At 63.3% G+C, this 18,747-nt stretch carries 11 protein-coding genes, 1 tRNA gene and 2 pseudogenes; 2 read left to right on the forward strand and 12 right to left on the reverse strand.

The genetic code is table 11. The features are described 5' to 3' along the window. Positions 1-154 precede the first annotated feature (154 nt). The 10 genes and pseudogenes from rpoC to ACZIRK_RS30460 form a co-directional block, all read right to left on the reverse strand. Entirely contained in the window at positions 155-4,354 is a 4,200-nt protein-coding gene (gene rpoC / locus ACZIRK_RS30415) for a DNA-directed RNA polymerase subunit beta' (protein ID WP_028168544.1), read from the reverse strand. Between the two features lie 199 nt (positions 4,355-4,553). After that, positions 4,554-8,672, reverse strand: a complete 4,119-nt coding sequence (rpoB, locus tag ACZIRK_RS30420) for a DNA-directed RNA polymerase subunit beta (protein ID WP_130225568.1) — start codon at positions 8,670-8,672, stop codon at positions 4,554-4,556. 456 nt (positions 8,673-9,128) lie between these two features. After that, positions 9,129-9,506 (reverse strand): 50S ribosomal protein L7/L12, encoded by a 378-nt coding sequence (gene rplL, locus ACZIRK_RS30425; protein ID WP_027520973.1) that lies wholly within the window; start codon positions 9,504-9,506, stop codon positions 9,129-9,131. Positions 9,507-9,560: 54 nt separating this feature from the next. Continuing rightward, entirely contained in the window at positions 9,561-10,079 is a 519-nt protein-coding gene (gene rplJ, locus ACZIRK_RS30430; protein ID WP_028168542.1) for a 50S ribosomal protein L10, read from the reverse strand. A gap of 537 nt (positions 10,080-10,616) precedes the next feature. Next, a pseudogene (locus tag ACZIRK_RS30435) lies at positions 10,617-11,572 on the reverse strand (2-hydroxyacid dehydrogenase). 99 nt (positions 11,573-11,671) lie between these two features. Further along, on the reverse strand, positions 11,672-12,364 hold the full coding sequence (rplA, locus tag ACZIRK_RS30440) for a 50S ribosomal protein L1 (RefSeq protein WP_028168540.1): 693 nt from the start codon (positions 12,362-12,364) through the stop codon (positions 11,672-11,674). Positions 12,365-12,370: 6 nt separating this feature from the next. Further along, the gene (gene rplK, locus ACZIRK_RS30445) at positions 12,371-12,799 is read right to left on the reverse strand and encodes a 50S ribosomal protein L11 (RefSeq protein WP_130225570.1); all 429 of its coding nucleotides are present in this window, start codon (positions 12,797-12,799) and stop codon (positions 12,371-12,373) included. A 223-nt stretch (positions 12,800-13,022) separates the two neighbouring features. Then, the gene (nusG, locus tag ACZIRK_RS30450; RefSeq protein WP_028168538.1) at positions 13,023-13,553 is read right to left on the reverse strand and encodes a transcription termination/antitermination protein NusG; all 531 of its coding nucleotides are present in this window, start codon (positions 13,551-13,553) and stop codon (positions 13,023-13,025) included. A gap of 20 nt (positions 13,554-13,573) precedes the next feature. Beyond that, complete coding sequence (gene secE, locus ACZIRK_RS30455; RefSeq protein ID WP_016840554.1) at positions 13,574-13,765, reverse strand: preprotein translocase subunit SecE; 192 nt, start codon at positions 13,763-13,765, stop codon at positions 13,574-13,576. 218 nt (positions 13,766-13,983) lie between these two features. After that, positions 13,984-14,059, reverse strand: a tRNA-Trp gene (locus ACZIRK_RS30460). Between the two features lie 153 nt (positions 14,060-14,212). Here ACZIRK_RS30460 and ACZIRK_RS30465 point away from each other — a divergent pair. After that, a pseudogene (locus ACZIRK_RS30465) lies at positions 14,213-15,432 on the forward strand (serine hydrolase domain-containing protein). 107 nt (positions 15,433-15,539) lie between these two features. On the opposite strand, the gene ACZIRK_RS30470 reads toward ACZIRK_RS30465, so the two are convergent. Next, positions 15,540-16,307, reverse strand: coding sequence for an SDR family NAD(P)-dependent oxidoreductase (locus tag ACZIRK_RS30470; protein WP_474418723.1), 768 nt, complete (start codon positions 16,305-16,307; stop codon positions 15,540-15,542). 74 nt (positions 16,308-16,381) lie between these two features. After that, positions 16,382-17,089, reverse strand: a complete 708-nt coding sequence (locus ACZIRK_RS30475) for a histidine phosphatase family protein (RefSeq protein ID WP_130225572.1) — start codon at positions 17,087-17,089, stop codon at positions 16,382-16,384. 150 nt (positions 17,090-17,239) lie between these two features. Here ACZIRK_RS30475 and ACZIRK_RS30480 point away from each other — a divergent pair, with 150 nt between their 5' ends. Beyond that, a complete protein-coding gene (locus tag ACZIRK_RS30480) occupies positions 17,240-18,025 on the forward strand; it encodes an SDR family NAD(P)-dependent oxidoreductase (RefSeq protein WP_130225573.1) in 786 nt (261 codons plus the stop codon). The last annotated feature ends 722 nt before the right edge of the window (positions 18,026-18,747 follow it).

Raw genomic sequence — 18,747 nt, forward strand, 5'->3', positions numbered from 1 at the left:
GAAGCACCCGGCCGTAGCCGCTCTTAGCAGAAGCGCTTTTCTGTCTGAAGGAAAGATGAACAAAGCGCATTCCTGCAGCGCAGCACAAGAGGAGAGCAGCAAAAAGGCCGGCAAAAAGCCGGCCTTTTCGTGAGTACCGTAGTTTTGCGGGGTATTACTCCGCCGGCGGCAGCGCCAGCGGCTCCGCTTCGGGCGCGGACGGCACGATCGCCGCCTGCTTCTCGCGCTCGTCGAGGATCAGCTTGTCGCGCTTCATGGCGACTTCGCGGATCCGCGCCATCGAGGCGCCCGTGCCTGCCGGGATCAGCCGGCCGACAATGACGTTCTCCTTGAGGCCTTCCAGCGGGTCCACCTTGCCGTTGACCGCGGCTTCGGTGAGCACGCGAGTGGTCTCCTGGAAGGAGGCCGCCGAGAAGAACGAGCGGGTCTGCAGGCTCGCCTTCGTGATGCCGAGCAGCACCGGCGTTCCGGTCGCGGGCTTCTTGCCCTCTTCCTTGGCCTTGGTGTTGAGCGCGTCGAACTCGATCTTGTCGACCTGCTCACCCGAGATCATGTCGGTGTCGCCCTGATCGGTGACCTCAACCTTCTGCAGCATCTGACGGACAATCACCTCGATGTGCTTGTCGTTGATGAGCACGCCCTGCAGCCGGTAGACCTCCTGGATTTCGTTGACCAGATAGGCAGCGAGTTCCTCGATGCCCTTGATCGCCAGGATGTCGTGCGGTGCCGGATTGCCTTCGACGATGAAGTCGCCCTTTTCGACGATGTCGCCGTCCTGCAGGTGGATGTGCTTGCCCTTCGGGATCAGGTACTCGCGCGGCTCCTCGGTCTTGTCGGTCGGCTCGATCGAGATGCGGCGCTTGTTCTTGTAGTCGCGGCCGAAGCGGATGGTGCCCGCCACTTCCGCGATGATCGCCGCATCCTTCGGCTTGCGCGCCTCGAACAGTTCAGCAACGCGCGGCAGACCGCCGGTGATGTCGCGGGTCTTGGCGCTCTCGGTCGAGATACGCGCCAGGATGTCGCCGGGCTTCACCTGCGCACCGACGTCGACCGACAAAATCGCGTCGACCGACAGCATGTAGCGGGCATCGCCGCCACGCGCGAGCTTCATCACCTTGCCGTCCTTGCCCTTGACCACGATGGCCGGGCGCAGATCGGCGCCGCCACGCGTCGATCGCCAGTCGATGACGACGCGCTTGGCGATACCGGTGGATTCGTCCAGCGTCTCCGAGATCGACTGGCCCTCGACCAGGTCCTCGAACCCGATCGTACCCTCGACTTCGGTCAGCACCGGACGGGTGTAAGGATCCCACTCGGCGATGCGCTGCCCGCGCTTGACCATATCGCCCTCGTCGACATGCATGCGCGAGCCGTACTGGATGCGATGGGTCGCACGCTCGGTGCCGTCGGCATCGACGATCGCAACCACCATGTTGCGGACCATCGCGACCAGGTGGCCTTCGCTGTTGCGGGCGATTGCCTTGTTCCTGATCACGATCTTGCCGTCGAAGTTCGACTCCACGAACGACTGCTCGTTGATCTGCGCCGCGCCGCCGATGTGGAACGTGCGCATCGTCAACTGCGTGCCCGGCTCGCCGATCGACTGCGCCGCGATCACGCCGACCGCCTCGCCGTGGTTGACGGGGGTGCCGCGGGCGAGATCGCGTCCGTAGCACTTGGCGCAGATGCCGTTGATGAGCTCGCAGGTCAGCGCCGAACGGATCTTCACCTCCTGGATGCCGGCCTTCTGGACGGCGTCCACATGGGACTCCTCCATCAGCGTTCCGCGCGCGATCAGGACCTCGTTGGTCGCGGGATCGCGCACGTCATCGCAGGCCACGCGGCCCAGGATGCGCGAGCCGAGCGAGGCGACCACCGTGCCGGCATCGATGATGGCGCGCATCTTGATGCCGAGATGGGTGCCGCAGTCGCTGGACGTGATGATGCAGTCCTGCGCCACGTCGACCAGACGGCGGGTCAGGTACCCGGAGTTCGCGGTCTTCAACGCGGTGTCCGCGAGGCCCTTGCGGGCGCCGTGGGTCGAGTTGAAGTACTCGAGCACCGAGAGGCCTTCCTTGAAGTTGGAAATGATCGGCGTCTCGATGATCTCGCCCGACGGCTTCGCCATCAGGCCGCGCATGCCCGCGAGCTGGCGCATCTGCGCCGGCGAACCACGCGCGCCGGAATGCGCCATCATGTAGATCGAGTTGATGTCGGCATCCGCCCCGCTGGCCGTCTTCTTGGTCGAGGAGATCTCCTTCATCATCGCCTTGGCGACTTCTTCGCCAGCCTTCGACCAGGCGTCGACGACCTTGTTGTACTTCTCGCCATGGGTGATCAGGCCGTCATTGTACTGCTGCTCGAAATCCTTCGCCAGCGTACGGGTCTGGTCGACGATCTTCCACTTCGACGCCGGCACGACCATGTCGTCCTTGCCGAACGAGATGCCGGCCTTGAAGGCGTTGTAGAAGCCGAGCGCCATGATGCGGTCGCAGAAGATCACCGTCTCCTTCTGGCCGCAGTGCCGGTAGACCTGGTCGATCACGCCGGAGATCTCGCGCTTGGTCATCAGCTTGTTGATGATGTCGTACGAAGTCCTCGGGTGCTTCGGCAGCAGGTTGCCGAGCATGACGCGGCCCGCGGTGGTTTCGATCCAGCGCTTGCTCTTCTTGCCTTCCTCGTCGAGGCCCTCCCACCGGTACTTGATCTTGGTGTGGAGGTGGATGACCTTCGAGTGCAGGGCATGCTCGAGCTCGGCCATGTCGCCGAACACCTTGCCCTCGCCGGGCAGGCCTTCGCGCATGATCGAGACGTAGTAGAGGCCGAGCACGATGTCCTGCGAGGGCACGATGATCGGCTGGCCGTTCGCGGGGTGCAGGATGTTGTTGGTCGACATCATCAGGACGCGCGCTTCGAGCTGCGCTTCGAGCGAGAGCGGAACGTGCACGGCCATCTGGTCGCCGTCGAAGTCGGCGTTGAACGCGGCGCAGACCAGCGGGTGAAGCTGGATCGCCTTGCCCTCGATCAGCACCGGCTCGAACGCCTGGATGCCCAGACGATGCAGCGTCGGCGCGCGGTTCAAGAGCACCGGATGCTCGCGGATCACCTCGTCCAGGATATCCCAGACCTCGGGCCGCTCCTTCTCGACCAGCTTCTTCGCCTGCTTCACGGTCGTCGACAGGCCCTTGGCGTCAAGCCGCGAATAGATGAACGGCTTGAACAGTTCGAGCGCCATCTTCTTCGGCAGGCCGCACTGATGCAGGCGCAGCTCGGGACCGACCACGATCACCGAACGGCCCGAATAGTCGACGCGCTTGCCGAGCAGGTTCTGGCGGAAGCGGCCCTGCTTGCCCTTGAGCATGTCGGCGAGCGACTTCAGCGGGCGCTTGTTGGCGCCGGTGATGACGCGGCCGCGGCGGCCGTTGTCGAACAGCGCATCGACGGCCTCCTGCAGCATGCGCTTCTCGTTGCGGATGATGATGTCGGGCGCGCGCAGCTCCATAAGCCGCTTCAAGCGGTTGTTGCGGTTGATGACGCGGCGGTAGAGGTCGTTGAGGTCAGACGTCGCGAAGCGGCCGCCATCGAGCGGCACCAGCGGGCGCAGGTCCGGCGGGATCACCGGAATGACCGTCATGATCATCCATTCCGGCTTGTTGCCGGAGACGCGGAAGGCCTCGACGATCTTCAGCCGCTTGGCGAGCTTCTTGTGCTTGATGTCGGAGTCGGTCTCCTGCATCTCGGCACGCAGCGAGAGCTCGAGCTTCTCCAGCTCGAGGCCCTTCAGCAATTCACGGATCGCCTCGGCGCCGATCATGGCGGTGAAGCTGTCCTGGCCGTATTCGTCCTGCGCCTTCAGGTACTCATCTTCCGACAGGAGCTGACGGTCCTTGAGCGCGGTCAGACCCGGCTCGAGCACGACGTAGTATTCGAAGTACAGGATGCGCTCGAGATCCTTCAGCGTCATGTCGAGCAGAAGGCCGATGCGCGACGGCAGCGACTTCAGGAACCAGATGTGGGCGACGGGCGCCGCGAGCTCGATATGGCCCATGCGCTCGCGCCGGACGCGCGACAGCGTGACTTCGACCGAGCACTTTTCGCAGATGATGCCCTTGTACTTCATCCGCTTGTACTTGCCGCACAAGCACTCGTAGTCCTTGATCGGCCCGAAGATGCGGGCGCAGAACAGCCCGTCCCGCTCCGGCTTGAAAGTGCGGTAGTTGATGGTCTCCGGCTTCTTGATCTCGCCGTAGGACCAGGACAGAATCTTCTCCGGGGACGCGATCGAAATCCGGATCTGGTCGAAGACCTGGGCCGGCGTCGTCGGATTGAAAAGATTCATAATCTCTTGGTTCATGGTCTTCTCCGTCTGCCGACTTTCGTCGGCCCATGCATTCCTTTTCTGTCATGCCCCGCGAAGGCGGGGCATCCAGTAATCACCGCAGCCGCGGGTTACTGGATCGTCCGCCGGAGCTTGTCACCGGACCGGCGTTTGGCCGGACCCGTTGGCGGACGATGACGGCGGCGAAGGCGGCGTCACCGCCGCCTTCACGAAATTACTCGGCCGCTTCCGACGTCGGTGCCGGTCCCACCTTGGAATTGTGCAAGTCGACGTTGAGGCCGAGCGAGCGCATTTCCTTGACCAGCACGTTGAACGACTCCGGGATACCGGCCTCGAACGTGTCGTCGCCGCGCACGATCGCCTCGTACACCTTGGTACGGCCGGCGACGTCGTCCGACTTCACGGTCAGCATCTCCTGCAGCGTGTAGGCCGCGCCATAGGCTTCCAGCGCCCACACCTCCATTTCGCCGAAGCGCTGGCCGCCGAACTGCGCCTTGCCGCCCAGCGGCTGCTGGGTAACCAGCGAGTACGGGCCGATCGAGCGGGCGTGGATCTTGTCGTCCACCAGATGGTGCAGCTTCAGCATGTAGATGTAGCCCACCGTCACCTTGCGATCGAAGGGATCGCCGGTGCGGCCGTCATAGACGGTCGACTGGCCGGAGGCGTCGAAGCCGGCAAGCTTCAGCATCTCCTCGATGTCGGCCTCCTTGGCGCCATCGAACACCGGAGTCGCGATCGGCACGCCGTGACTCAGATTGCGGCCGAGCTCGATCAACTCGTTGTCGTTCAGCGAGCGGATGGTTTCATCGTCGCCATAGATCCTCTTCAGGGTCTCGCGCAGCGGCTTGAGATCCTGCTTCTGATAATAGGCGTCGATGGTCTGGCCGATGCGCCTGCCGAGGCCGGCGCAGGCCCAACCGAGATGCGTCTCGAGGATCTGGCCGACGTTCATGCGCGAGGGCACGCCGAGCGGGTTCAGCACGATGTCCGCATGCGTACCGTCCTCAAGGAACGGCATGTCCTCGATCGGAACGATCTTGGACACCACGCCCTTGTTGCCGTGGCGGCCGGCCATCTTGTCGCCGGGCTGGATCTTGCGCTTCACCGCGACGAAGACCTTGACCATCTTCATCACGCCGGGCGGCAGTTCGTCGCCGCGCTGCAGCTTTTCGACCTTGTCGAGGAAGCGCTGCTCGAGCCCCTTCTTCGACTCGTCGTACTGCTTCCGCATCGCCTCGATCTCGGCCATCAGCTTGTCGTTAGGCGAGGCGAACAGCCACCACTGCGACTTCGGATACTCATCGAGCACCGCGCGGGTGATCTTGGTGTCCTTCTTGAAGCCCTTCGGACCGGAGATGCCCTGGCGGTTCTCCAGCAGCTCGGCGAGACGGTTGTAGACGTTGCGGTCGAGGATCGCCTGCTCGTCGTCACGGTCCTTGGCGAGGCGCTCGATCTCCTCCCGCTCGATCGCCAGCGCACGCTCGTCCTTGTCGACGCCGTGGCGGTTGAACACGCGCACTTCCACGATCGTGCCCTGCACGCCCGGAGGCACGCGGAGGGAGGTGTCGCGGACGTCGGAAGCCTTTTCGCCGAAGATGGCGCGGAGCAGCTTCTCTTCCGGCGTCATCGGGCTTTCGCCCTTCGGCGTGATCTTACCGACCAGGATGTCGCCGGCGCGCACTTCCGCGCCGATATAGACGATGCCGGCTTCGTCGAGGTTCTTCAGCGCCTCTTCCGAAACGTTCGGAATGTCGCGCGTGATTTCCTCAGGACCCAGCTTGGTGTCGCGCGCCATCACCTCGAACTCCTCGATGTGGATCGAGGTGAAGACGTCATCCTTCACGATCCGCTCGGAGAGCAGGATCGAGTCTTCGAAGTTGTAGCCGTTCCACGGCATGAACGCGACCAACACGTTGCGGCCGAGCGCGAGCTCGCCGAGATCGGTCGACGGACCGTCAGCGATGATGTCGCCCTTCTTGACGATGTCACCGACCTTCACCAGCGGACGCTGGTTGATGCAGGTCGACTGGTTGGAGCGCTGGTACTTCATCAGACGGTAGATATCGACGCCCGACTTGGTCGGATCGAGATCTTCCGTAGCGCGGATGACGACGCGGGTGGCGTCGATCTGGTCGATCACGCCCGAGCGGCGGGCCGCGATCGCGGCGCCGGAGTCGCGGGCAACCACACCTTCCATGCCGGTGCCGACGAACGGCGCCTCGGCGCGAACCAGCGGCACCGCCTGGCGCTGCATGTTCGAGCCCATCAGCGCGCGGTTGGCGTCGTCGTTCTCGAGGAACGGAATCAGCGCGGCGGCCACCGAAACGAGCTGCTTCGGCGACACGTCCATGTAGTCGACCTTGTCAGGGGTCACGGGCAACACTTCGCCGGCGTGACGGCAGACCACGAGGTCCTCGGTGAAGCGGCCCTTCGGATCCAGCGGCACGTTGGCTTGCGCGACGCGGTAGCGCCCCTCCTCCATCGCCGACAGGTACACCACCTCGTCGGTGACGCGACCCTCCTTGATCTTCCGGTAAGGCGTCTCGACGAAGCCGTACTTGTTGACGCGCGCAAACGTCGCGAGCGAGTTGATCAGGCCGATGTTCGGACCTTCCGGCGTCTCGATCGGGCAGATACGACCGTAATGCGTCGGGTGCACGTCGCGCACCTCGAAGCCGGCGCGCTCGCGGGTCAGACCGCCCGGGCCAAGCGCCGACAGGCGCCGCTTGTGGGTGATCTCCGAGAGCGGGTTGGTCTGGTCCATGAACTGCGAGAGCTGCGAGGAGCCGAAGAATTCGCGCACCGCGGCCGCCGCCGGTTTCGCGTTGATCAGGTCCTGCGGCATGACGGTGTCGATATCGACGCTCGACATGCGCTCCTTGATCGCGCGCTCCATGCGGAGCAGGCCGATGCGGTACTGGTTCTCCATGAGTTCGCCGACCGAGCGCACACGACGGTTGCCGAGATGGTCGATGTCGTCGATCTCGCCCTTGCCGTCGCGCAGGTCGACGAGCGTCTTGATGACGGCAAGGATGTCTTCCTTGCGCAGCGTGCGATGGGTGTCGGGCGCATCGAGCTCGAGGCGCATGTTCATCTTGACGCGGCCGACCGCGGAGAGGTCGTAGCGCTCGGAGTCGAAGAACAGCGACTGGAACATGGCCTGCGCCGAATCCAGCGTCGGCGGCTCGCCCGGACGCATCACGCGGTAGATGTCGAACAGCGCGTCCTCGCGCGTCATGTTCTTGTCAGCCGACAGGGTGTTGCGGATATAGGCGCCGACGTTGACGTGGTCGATGTCGAGCAGCGGCAGGTCCTTGTAGCCCTGCTCGTTGAGCGACTTCAGGAGCTTCTCGGTGATCTCCTCGCCGGCTTCGGCGTAGATCTCGCCGGTCTTCGGATTGACGAGGTCCTCGGCGAGGTAATTGCCGACCAACTCCTCATCCGACAGACGCAACGCCTTGAGGCCCTTCTCCTGCAGCAGGCGGGCCTGGCGAACGGTGAGCTTCTTGCCGGCCTCGAGCACGACCTTGCCGGTATCGGCGTCGATCAGGTCGTTGACCGTGGAATAGCCGCGGAAACGGTTGGCGTCGAACGGCACGCGCCAACCTTCCTTGGTACGCTTGTAGCTGATCTTCTTGTAGAAGGTCGAAAGGATCTGTTCCCCGTCGAGACCGAGCGCGTACATCAGCGAGGTCACGGGAATCTTGCGGCGGCGATCGATGCGCGCGAACACGATGTCCTTGGCGTCGAACTCGATGTCGAGCCAGGAGCCGCGATAGGGGATCACGCGCGCCGCGAACAGGAGCTTGCCCGAGGAGTGGGTCTTGCCCTTGTCGTGGTCGAAGAACACGCCCGGCGAACGGTGCATCTGGGAGACGATGACGCGCTCGGTGCCGTTGACGACGAAGGTGCCGTTCATGGTCATGAGCGGGATGTCGCCCATGTAGACGTCCTGCTCCTTGATGTCCTTGACCGACTTGGCACCGGTCTCCTCATCGATATCGAACACGATGAGGCGCAGCGTCACCTTGAGCGGCGCAGCGAAGGTCATGCCGCGCTGGCGGCACTCGTCGACGTCATATTTCGGCGGCTCGAACTCGTAGCGCACGAACTCCAGCATCGAGGTGCCGGAGAAGTCCGAGATCGGGAACACCGAACGGAACACGGCCTGCAGGCCTTCGTCCGGCCGCCCGCCCTGGGGCTCATCGACCATCAGAAACTGATCATAGGACGCCTTCTGAACCTCAATGAGGTTCGGCATCTCCGCGACTTCCTTGATGTGACCAAAGAACTTGCGTACGCGTTTGCGACCGGTGAATGTCTGCTGCGCCATCGGGGCCTCTCATTTTCGCCGCCCTTTTGGGGCGTACCTTCCGGACCGCGATTGCCACCGCACCCGGGTTGAATTTCGATTCGCCTGGAAGGAACAAGGGCCAAATTCAGGAACCAAATCCTCAATTCGTTCTTGTGACCTTACAAAACGCAAAAGAACGCGCGGGGCGCTTGACGCACCCGCCCGTCAAAACTCGTCGCTTCACGGACTGAAAAAGCCCGAAATCTGCCTGTCTCCCAACGGTTCCCGTGGAAGCCCTGCCGCCCCCGCCGCCAACCGTGTTTCCGCTGCCACCCCGATATGGGACGGCGATCATGGAGATTCGAGGGTTAAACCCACGAATCCCCACACTTTTTTGTGTACCACGCATAACGCGACAACCCGTCGCACATCTTTTGCATGGCCTGTCCCGGATTGCGCGCGGCCGCCCGGGATTTTCGCTCAGTAACCCTCGGGTTACTTGAGCTCGACCTTCGCGCCAGCCTTCTCCAGCTGGGCCTTGATCTTGTCGGCTTCTTCCTTGTTGACGCCTTCCTTGACCGGCTTCGGAGCGCCTTCGACGAGGTCCTTGGCTTCCTTCAGGCCCAGGCCAGTAATGGCGCGGACTTCCTTGATGACCTCGATCTTCTTGTCACCGGAGGCAGCGAGCACGACCGTGAACTCGGTCTTCTCTTCAGCCGGAGCCGCGGCAGCGCCACCAGCGGCGGGACCGGCCACCGCAACGGCGGCAGCGGCGGACACGCCCCACTTCTCTTCCAGGAGCTTTGCGAGTTCGGCCGCTTCGAGCACGGTGAGGCTCGAGAGGTCGTCGACGATTTTCTGCAAGTCAGCCATTGATCTGTTTCCTTAAACGTTTGGTTCGAACCAGGGTTTGAGTTTTGCGAAGGGTCAGGCCGCTTCGCCCTTTGAGGCATGAGCCTGAATGACGCGCGCGAGCTTGGCCGCGGGCGCATTGGAGAGCTGGGCGAGCTTGGTCGCCGGGGCCACGATGAGGCCGACGATCTTGCCGCGCAGTTCGTCCAGCGACGGCAGCGAGGCAAGCGCCTTGACGCCATCGACATTCAGGACGGTTTTACCCATCGAGCCGCCAAGAATGACGAACTTCTCGTTCGCCTTGGCGAAATCGATGGCAACCTTTGGCGCCGCAACCGGATCGTTGGAGGTAGCGATCACGGTCGGCCCCTTGAGGAGGGTGCCGATGGCAGCGACGTCAGTGCCTTCAAGAGCAATTTTGGCGAGACGGTTCTTCGAGACCTTCACCGACGCGCCCGCCTGCTTCATCTGCTTGCGCAGGGTCTGCATCTGGGCGACGGTGAGGCCGGAATAGTGAGCAACGATCGCAACGCTCGTGGTCTTGAAGACCTCGTTGAGCTGTTCGACCGCCTCTTTCTTTGCCGCTCGTTCCACAGCAAGCTCTCTCCGGTTGGCGGCCTTCGCTTGCGCGGGACCGCCGGGTTGCACCCATCGTCCCACCCAAACCTTATGCCTCGGGACCGAAGTCCGAGGGACACGCCGGGCAAGACGACATTCTTAGAAGCCTGCCCTCCCGTCGGCCTTTCGACCGCGGGCTGTCGAGGTTCGAACCAAACCAGCTTCCGCAAGGCCCGCTTAAGGCTCTGCGCGAAGCAAAATCCAGTTTTCACCCGTCTATGCAGGCCATACGATTAAGCCGTTGAAAAACCGAAGTTTGTCGCGGGCGCCTGCAGTCTCGGACAGGATCAAGGCTAAGGCTCAAGCCAAAGCCCCTGCCCTCATCCCAACCGGGCCGACGGGTTCGCTTCCTTTCGAGCAATCCAAGTGGACGCCTGGAAGGAAAACTCTCCTATTGAGCCAAGTTTTCGGAATGCGAGCACAGGCACGCCAGCAACCGCCAGCACGCCCGGAAACAGTTTCTTAGCGGCTCCGCCCTCACTTGCCAAGAGCAAAATTCGGGCCGCGGACAGATCAGGCGAGCTGAACCTGATAAGGCAGCGGTTTGCCGGCGAAAATGCCTCGAGATTGGCCAGCACGCAGTCCCGCATCGCCACATGCGATTCCAGGGTGTGGCCGCCGATATGTGGGGTCAGCACGATGTTCGGTAGCGCAGTGAGCGCGTCCGGCGCATGCGGCTCGATCGCGTAGACGTCGAGGCCGGCGCCGGCGATGATCTGGTCCGACAGTGCCGCAACCAGCGCGGCCTCGTCGATCACGGAGCCGCGCGAGATGTTGACGACCAGACCGTCGCTGCCGAGCCGACGCAGGATGTCGGCATTGACGGCGTGGTTGTTGTCCGCCCCGGCTCGCACCGCAATCATCAGGACGCTGCACCAGTCGGCCAGCGCCTCGAGGCTCGAAAAATACCGATACGGCACGTCGTGCCGGCTTCGGCTGAAATAGCCGACCTCGGTCTCGAAGGCGGCGACGCGCGCGGCAATCTTGCGGCCGATCTCGCCCATGCCGTAGACGCCGACCTTGCGGCCGCGCATGCCCGCCTGCGGCCGCATCATCGGCGATGGTTTTGCCTCCGCCCAGTCGCCGCTCCGCACGTAATTGTCGGCGACCGGCAGCCGGCGGACCGCCGCCAGCATCAGCGTCATCGCGATGTCGGCCACCGAGGCCGCATTCGCGCCGGGGCTGTTGCCGACCGCGATGTTGCGCTTCGCCGCGGCAGCAAGATCGATGCCGTCATAACCGGTGCCGTAGCAGATGATCGCGCCCAGCTTCGGCATCATGTCCATGGCGTCGGCCCCGAGCCGCCCGCTGCCGCCCGCGGTGATTAGCGCCCGGATGTCGGCGAGTTCCGCGGCCGAGAACGCCTCGTTCGGCCGCTTGCCGGCCGCGTTCAGCAGTTCATAGCGCTCACCGAAGCGCTGGAGCTGGGCTTTGGGAAAGCGCGAATAGATCAGGACTTTATCCGGCATTGTTGTTCTTCCCTGGAAAGCTGCGCCACGCCGCATAAGCAAAAGGCGGAACCGGCTGCCCGATCCCGCCCTCTCTATATTAGTAGGCCTTGCCGGTGGTTAGCCGAGCAGCGTGCCCGGCTCGACCTTCACGCCCGGGCCCATGGTGGAGGATACCGCCACGCGCTGGACGTAAGTGCCCTTGGCGCCGGCCGGCTTGGCCTTGACCACGGCGTCCGCGAGCGCCTTGATGTTCTCGACCAGCTTGTCCTCGGCGAACGAGGCCTTGCCGACGCCGGCCTGGATGATACCGGCCTTCTCGACGCGGAACTCGACCGAGCCGCCCTTGGCGCCCTTCACGGCGCCGGTGACGTCCATGGTCACGGTGCCGATCTTCGGGTTCGGCATCATGCCGCGCGGACCGAGCACCTTACCGAGACGGCCGACCAGCGGCATCATGTCGGGGGTGGCGATGCAGCGGTCGAAGTCGATATTGCCGGCCTGCACCTTCTCGACCAGGTCCTCGGCGCCGACGACGTCGGCACCCGCCGCCTTGGCCTCATCCGCCTTGGCGCCGCGAGCGAACACGCCGACGCGGAGCGTACGGCCGGTGCCGTTCGGCAGGGTCACCACGCCGCGCACCATCTGGTCGGCGTGACGCGGATCGACGCCGAGATTGATCGCGACCTCGATGGTTTCGTCGAACTTCGACTTGGCCCGCTCCTTGACCAGCTTGATGGCGTCCGCGAGCGGGTAAAGCTTTTCGCGGTCAATACCTTCGCGGGCCTTCTTCAAACGCTTTCCGATTGCCATGGCGCCTTACCCCGCAACTTCCAGGCCCATCGAACGGGCGGAGCCCTCGACCATCTTCATGGCCGCTTCGACAGTGCCGCAATTGAGATCCTTCATCTTCTTCTCGGCGATCTCGCGCACCTGCGCTTTGGTCACCTGGCCGGCCTTGTCGCGGCCCGGCGCCTTCGAGCCGGACTGGATCTTGGCAGCCTGCTTCAAGAAGTAAGACATCGGCGGCGTCTTCATCTCGAAGGTGAAGGAACGATCCGCATAGATGGTGATGACCACCGGGATCGGGGTGTTCTTTTCTTCCTTCTGCGTCTGGGCGTTGAAGGCCTTGCAGAATTCCATGATGTTGAGACCGCGCTGACCAAGCGCGGGACCGATCGGTGGCGACGGGTTCGCCGCACCGGCCGGGACCTGAAGCTTCAGGTATCCGGTCACTTTCTTTGCCATGTATCACTCCTGTTGTGCCGGACATTGTCCGGCGGGTTCAGGTTCCGTGGTTCGGACCCGGTGCGGCTGGCGACCGCGCCCGTCCTCCCACGTCCTTTCGGAAGCGTCTCCGCCTCCATTCTTGTCGTGCCCGGGCTCGACCCGGGCATCCATCCATCTTCGCAAGAAGCCTTCCTTCAAAGGCAGATGGATTGCCGGGTCAAGCCCGGCAATGACGACACAATCAGACCTTCTCGACCTGACCGAATTCCAGTTCGACCGGGGTGGCGCGGCCGAAGATCGAGACCGCGACCTTCACGCGCGAGCGCGCCTCGTCGATTTCTTCCACCACGCCCGAGAACGAGGCGAACGGCCCGTCGGCCACCCGCACATTCTCGCCGATCTCGAACGACACCGACGCCTTCGGCCGTTCCACGCCCTCCTGCACCTGGTGCAGGATCCGCATGGCCTCGGATTCCGAGATCGGCATCGGCTTGTTTTCGGCGCCCAGGAAGCCCGTCACCTTCGGCGTGTTCTTGATCAGGTGGAAGGCTTCGTCGGTAAGCTTCATCTTCACCAGCACGTAGCCGGGGAAGAACTTGCGCTCGGCGTCGATCTTGCGGCCGCGGCGAACCTCGGTGACCTTCTCGGTCGGCACCAGCACCTGCTCGAACAGTTCCTCCAGCCCACGTTGCTTAGCCTGTTCGCGGATCGATTCCGCCACCTTCTTCTCGAAGTTCGAGTAGGCGTGGACGATGTACCAGCGCTTGTCCATGGATTGCGTTAACGTGCTCATCAGTGGATACCCAGGATGAGGGTAATAAGATAGCGGATGATCTGGTCCGCGGCGAAGAAGAAGATCGACGCCAGCGCGACCATCACGAACACCATGATCGTGGTGATCGTCGTCTCACGACGGGTCGGCCAGGTGACCTTGGCGGTCTCCGAGCGCACTTCCTGCAGGAATTTGAACGGGCTGAAAGCCATTCTTTAAAGTCCGCGTCCGTCGTCAGACGATTCAAGTGTTTCAGGAATCCGAACAGTCCTTGAGTGCCCAGCCCTCTCGCGAAGGATGAGCCGGTTAACAGGCTCGGTTGTTCGGGGGATATCAAAGCCGCGCCGGATATCCGCCTTTTAATCGCGGGCCGGCTGCAGGTGGCGGGTATGTACTGCGGCAGTGGTGAAAGGTCAAGATATGCGCACGCTGGCAGGAGTGGCAGGGCTCGAACCTGCGACCCCCGGTTTTGGAGACCGGTGCTCTACCAATTGAGCTACACTCCTAAGGAACCGAAGCGTCGCCGCCGGTTCGCGCCGTTTGAAGCACAGGGCATGCCCCGAATGCAAGGGTGAAGCGGTAAACGCCCTGTTCAAGATTGCACTTCTCGGCCAGACTTCGCCCCGTCGCCGCGACAACAAGAAGCAACGGGAGAGACCATGACCGCGCAAACCGCCACCAGGCCGACATCCGCCCCGCAGACGCCACCCCTGCCCTCCGCCAAGCCCGAGCAGCTCGGCCTCTCCAGCGTCCGGCTGCAGCGGATGTCCGACACCTTCAAGCGCGAGGTCGACAAGGGAACCATCCCCGGCGCCACCGTGCTGGTGGCCCGCCGCGGCCAGATCGGCTGGTTCGACACCATCGGCCAGCAGGCCCCCGAGGGGCGCCGATGGCGCATGACACCCTCTTCCGCATCTTCTCGATGACCAAGCCGATCGTCTCGGTCGGCATCATGATGCTGCTGGAGGACGGCCACTTCCTGCTCAGCGATCCCGTCTCGAAATTCATCCCGGAATTCGCCGAGACCAAGGTCGGCGTCGAGAGTGGCGGCAAGCTCGAGCTGGTGCCGGCGAGCCGCCAGATGACGATCCAGGACCTGCTCCGCCACACCTCCGGTCTCACTTACGACCACACCGGCAACGGCCTGGTGCAGCAGCTCTACCAGCAGTCGCGGCTGCGCAGCCGCAAGATCACCAACGCCGAGCACGCGACCTTGCTCGCCAGCATGCCGCTGATCTGCCAGCCCGGCGCCGAGTTCAACTACAGCCGCTCCACCGACATCCTCGGCCGCATCATCGAAGTCGTCAGCGGCAAGACGCTGGGCTCCTTCCTGACCGAGCGCATCCTGGCGCCGCTGCAGATGACCGAGACCGGCTTCTACACCGGCGAGGAGAATGCAACCCGGCTTGCCGAGGCGTTCCCGAGCGATCCCTGGAGCGGCGAGAAGGTGCAGCTCTTCAACATGCTGGAGCAGCCGGCGATGGAATCCGGCGGCGGCGGGCTGGTGTCGACCACGATGGACTATGCCCGCTTCTCGCAGATGCTGCTGAGCGGCGGCTCGCTCGACGGCAACAGGATCATCGGCCGCAAGACGTTGCAGCTGATGGCGTCGGACCACCTCGGTCCGCACGTGAAGATCCAGGGCACGCTGGTGCCGCCCGGGCACGGCTTCGGTCTCGGCTTTGCGGTGCGCACCCATCAGGGCATCGCGCCATTTCCGGGCTCGGTCGGGCAGTTCTTTTGGAGCGGCGTCGCCGGCACCTTCTTCTGGATCGATCCGGTCGAGGAGCTGTTTGCGGTGTTCATGTCGCAGGGCCCAGGCCAGCGCGACTATACCCGCACGCTGGTCAGGAACGGCGTGTACGCGGCGCTGGATTGACGCCGTCATTCCGGGGCAGCCCGCGAGGGCTGAACCCGGAATCTCGATCCGCAACTTCTGGATTCCGGGTTCGCGCTTGCGCGCGCCCCAGAATGACGAAGAAGGCCTCAACTGATCGTCGCGCCGCCGTCGATCACGACCGTCTGGCCGGTCATGAAGTCACCGGCCTTCGATCCCATCAGCACCGCGCAGCCGGCGATCTCGTCGGGGATACCGATGCGCTGCAGCGGCGAGCGCGCGGTCGAGGCCTTCAGGTTCTCCGGATTGTCCCACAACGCTTTCGCAAAGTCGGTCTTGATCAGGCCGGGAGCGATGCAGTTCACGCGGATATTGTGCTTGCCGTATTCGCAGGCGAGATTGCGCGCGAGCTGCATGTCGGCCGCCTTCGAGATCGCGTAGGCGCCAAGGATGGTCGAGCCCTTCAGGCCGCCGATCGAGGACACGATGATGATCGAGCCGTCCTTGCGCTCGATCATCTGCGGCACCACCATCGAGATCAGCCAGTTGTTGGCGACGATGTTGTTCTCGAGGATCTTGCGGAACTGGTCGTCGGAGATGCCGGCCAGCGGACCGTAATAGGGATTCGACGCCGCGTTGCAGACCAGCACATCGATCTTGCCGAAGGCGCGGTTGCTTTCGTCGACAAGGTTCTGAAGGTTCTCCTTGCTCGAGATGTTCGCCGCGACCGCGACTGCGGTGCCCTTGCCGAACTTGCCGTTGATCTCCTTCGCCACGTCGTCGCAGACATCGGCCTTGCGCGAGGAGATCACCACCTTGGCGCCATGCTCGGCCATGCGCTCGGCAATGGCGCGGCCGATACCGCGCGTCGAGCCGGTGATGACGGCGACTTTTCCCTTCATGTCGAACAAGCTCATGTTTCTCTCCCAGATGTGAAGTCTTGATATTGGTCTCGAGCTAAGCAGCGTTCACCGTCACCGATATCATCGGGTCAGGCGAGCTTGTTCTCCGGCACGACTTCCGGGCCGGCCGGCTGATGCATCGCGGCATGCTTTGCGTCCGCGATCCACGGCTGCTGGTTCACCATCGGCAACCGCCAGAGGCTGGTGTCCGCGCTTGCGATATGATCGAGCCGCGTCACCGAACAATTGTCGATGTCGAAGGCAAGCCCCCTCTCCGGCTGGCCGCCGAGTGCCAGACCGACGGCGGCCTTGATCGTGCCACCATGACCGACCGCGATCACGTCCTTGCCGGCTTCCGCGACATTGATCCGCACGATCGCACGGCAGACACGGGTGTAGAGATCCATGAAACTCTCGCCGTCGGGCGCGGGTTCGTTGATGTCGGCGAACCAATGGCTGCCGACCGGGCGGCTGGCGAGGAACGCGGCGCGGTTCATGCCCTGCCACCGGCCGAGATGCTGTTCGGCGAAGGCGGCTTCCTTCGTCATGCTAACCGGCTTCGGAAAGCCGGCAGCCCAGATCGCCTCCGCGGTCTGATGCGTGCGCATGAGGTTGCTTGCGTACCAGACTGCGGTGCGCGGCAGGATCTTCGCGACCGCATCGAACACTTCGCGATCGCTGGTGTCGCATTCAATGTCCTTCTGACCGTAGATATTGCCGCCGTCGCTGCGCACCGGCGCATGCCGCACCCACCACCACCGTGTCGTGGCCACCTTTGACTTGTCGGCATTGGACATCACAAGACCCCTTGAATAGTGTGCGTGTGTCGTACGTCAGAGTACATAACGTCTCAAGCGACTTGTCTGAAGTGACTCTGGCGTTTGAAATCTTGTTTGAATTCCGCGAAGCGGCAGGCGCCGACACGCAAAGCTATCAGGGAGAAACATATGGGCCGCCTCGAAGGCAAATCCGTCATCATTACTGGCGCCGGAAGCGGCATCGGGCGCGCTGCCTCCCTGTTGTTCACGAAGGAAGGCGCCAAGCTGATCGCCGTCGACCGCACCGAGGGCGTGAACGAGACCGCAAAGCTGGTCCGCGATGCCGGCGGCGCTGTCGAAGCGGTGACAGCGGATGCAGGCTCCGAATCCGACGTGAAGGGTTTCATCGACAAGGCGCTTTCGAAATACGGCAAGCTCGACGCGATCTGGGCCAATGCGGGCATCAGCGGCGGCCTGGTGCCGCTCGCCGACCAGACAGTCGAGCACTGGCAGGAGGTGCTGCGCATCAATCTGATCGGACCGTTCCTCGCGATCAAGCATTCGATCCCGCATATGACCAAGCAGGGTTATGGTTCGATCATCTGCACCGCATCGGTGGCAGGACTGAAGGCCGGTGCCAGCGGCCATCCATACGGCGCGAGCAAGGCCGGCGTCATCAGCCTGGTGCAGACCACCGCCTATTCGCTGTCCGGCACCGGCGTGCGCATCAACGCGGTCTGCCCCGGCCTGATCGAGACCGGCATGACCAAGCCGGTGTTCGACCGCGCCAAGGAGCGCGGCACCTCCGACAAGATCGGCCAGCTCAATCCACTCAAGCGCCCCGGCCAGCCGCACGAGCTCGCCGCGATGGGATTGTTCCTTGCGAGCGATGAGGCATCCTACGTCAACGGCCAGGCGATCCCGGTCGACGGCGGTCTCACGGCATCGATGCCGTATACGGGCAAGCCGATTTAGGTTGCGTGGGTGACGCGCGTTCTTCCCTTCTCCCCTTGTGGGAGAAGGTGTCGCGCATGAAATGCGCGACGGATGAGGGGTCGTCTCCGCGGGCGACGGTGCGCGTGGAGAGAGACCCCTCACCCAAGTGAGTTCGTTGCGGGCGCCGGAGTAGCCCTCTCCCACAAGGGGAGAGGGCGCATCAATCGGCGCCGGAAAAGCGGTGTGTCGCACACTCTCTCCACAGTCGTCATGCGCGCATGGGGATGGGTTCTGATTCAAATTTCAAACAGCGGACCCGTAGGATGGGTAGAGCGAAGCGAAACCCATCGCGATGGAGCAAGCCGCGCGAATGATGGGTTTCGCCTCGCTCTACCCATCCTACGTCCGATTCAAGTAACGGATGTGAGTCCGCGTTCTCGCGGCATGCATTGCCCGAGCTTTGCGTCTCGTTTCACCCTCTCAATCATCAGAGGGCGCAGGGAAAGCCGGGTGCTGGTTGCACCCATGGGTCCCGTGCAACAAAAAGCACGGGGGTAGGACCACAGGTTCAACCGAAGCATTCCGGCTTTCCCTGCGCGATGGTTTTACAGCTTACTTCGTGCTCTCCCCGGTGACCGGCTATCTAATGCACACATCTTTGTTGCGAAGATCGGCGAAGACTGATTCCCTGGCGGGAGGCGGTCTTGTGGAGAGCGGTCGTATGTCGATGGAGGTGGGGCTGGGGCGATTTGGCGATCGTC

This window comes from Bradyrhizobium sp. Leo114 (genome assembly GCF_055229415.2).

Bases quoted from the DNA above. Each gene is read 5' to 3' on its own strand.
- rpoC (WP_028168544.1), bottom strand. From the start codon at position 4,354: ATGAACCAAGAGATTATGAATCTTTTCAATCCGACGACGCCGGCCCAG.
- rpoB (WP_130225568.1), bottom strand. From the start codon at position 8,672: ATGGCGCAGCAGACATTCACCGGTCGCAAACGCGTACGCAAGTTCTTT.
- rplL (WP_027520973.1), bottom strand. From the start codon at position 9,506: ATGGCTGACTTGCAGAAAATCGTCGACGACCTCTCGAGCCTCACCGTG.
- rplA (WP_028168540.1), bottom strand. From the start codon at position 12,364: ATGGCAATCGGAAAGCGTTTGAAGAAGGCCCGCGAAGGTATTGACCGC.
- rplK (WP_130225570.1), bottom strand. From the start codon at position 12,799: ATGGCAAAGAAAGTGACCGGATACCTGAAGCTTCAGGTCCCGGCCGGT.
- nusG (WP_028168538.1), bottom strand. From the start codon at position 13,553: ATGGACAAGCGCTGGTACATCGTCCACGCCTACTCGAACTTCGAGAAG.
- secE (WP_016840554.1), bottom strand. From the start codon at position 13,765: ATGGCTTTCAGCCCGTTCAAATTCCTGCAGGAAGTGCGCTCGGAGACC.
- ACZIRK_RS30470 (WP_474418723.1), bottom strand. From the start codon at position 16,307: ATGAGCTTGTTCGACATGAAGGGAAAAGTCGCCGTCATCACCGGCTCG.
- ACZIRK_RS30475 (WP_130225572.1), bottom strand. From the start codon at position 17,089: ATGTCCAATGCCGACAAGTCAAAGGTGGCCACGACACGGTGGTGGTGG.
- ACZIRK_RS30480 (WP_130225573.1), top strand. From the start codon at position 17,240: ATGGGCCGCCTCGAAGGCAAATCCGTCATCATTACTGGCGCCGGAAGC.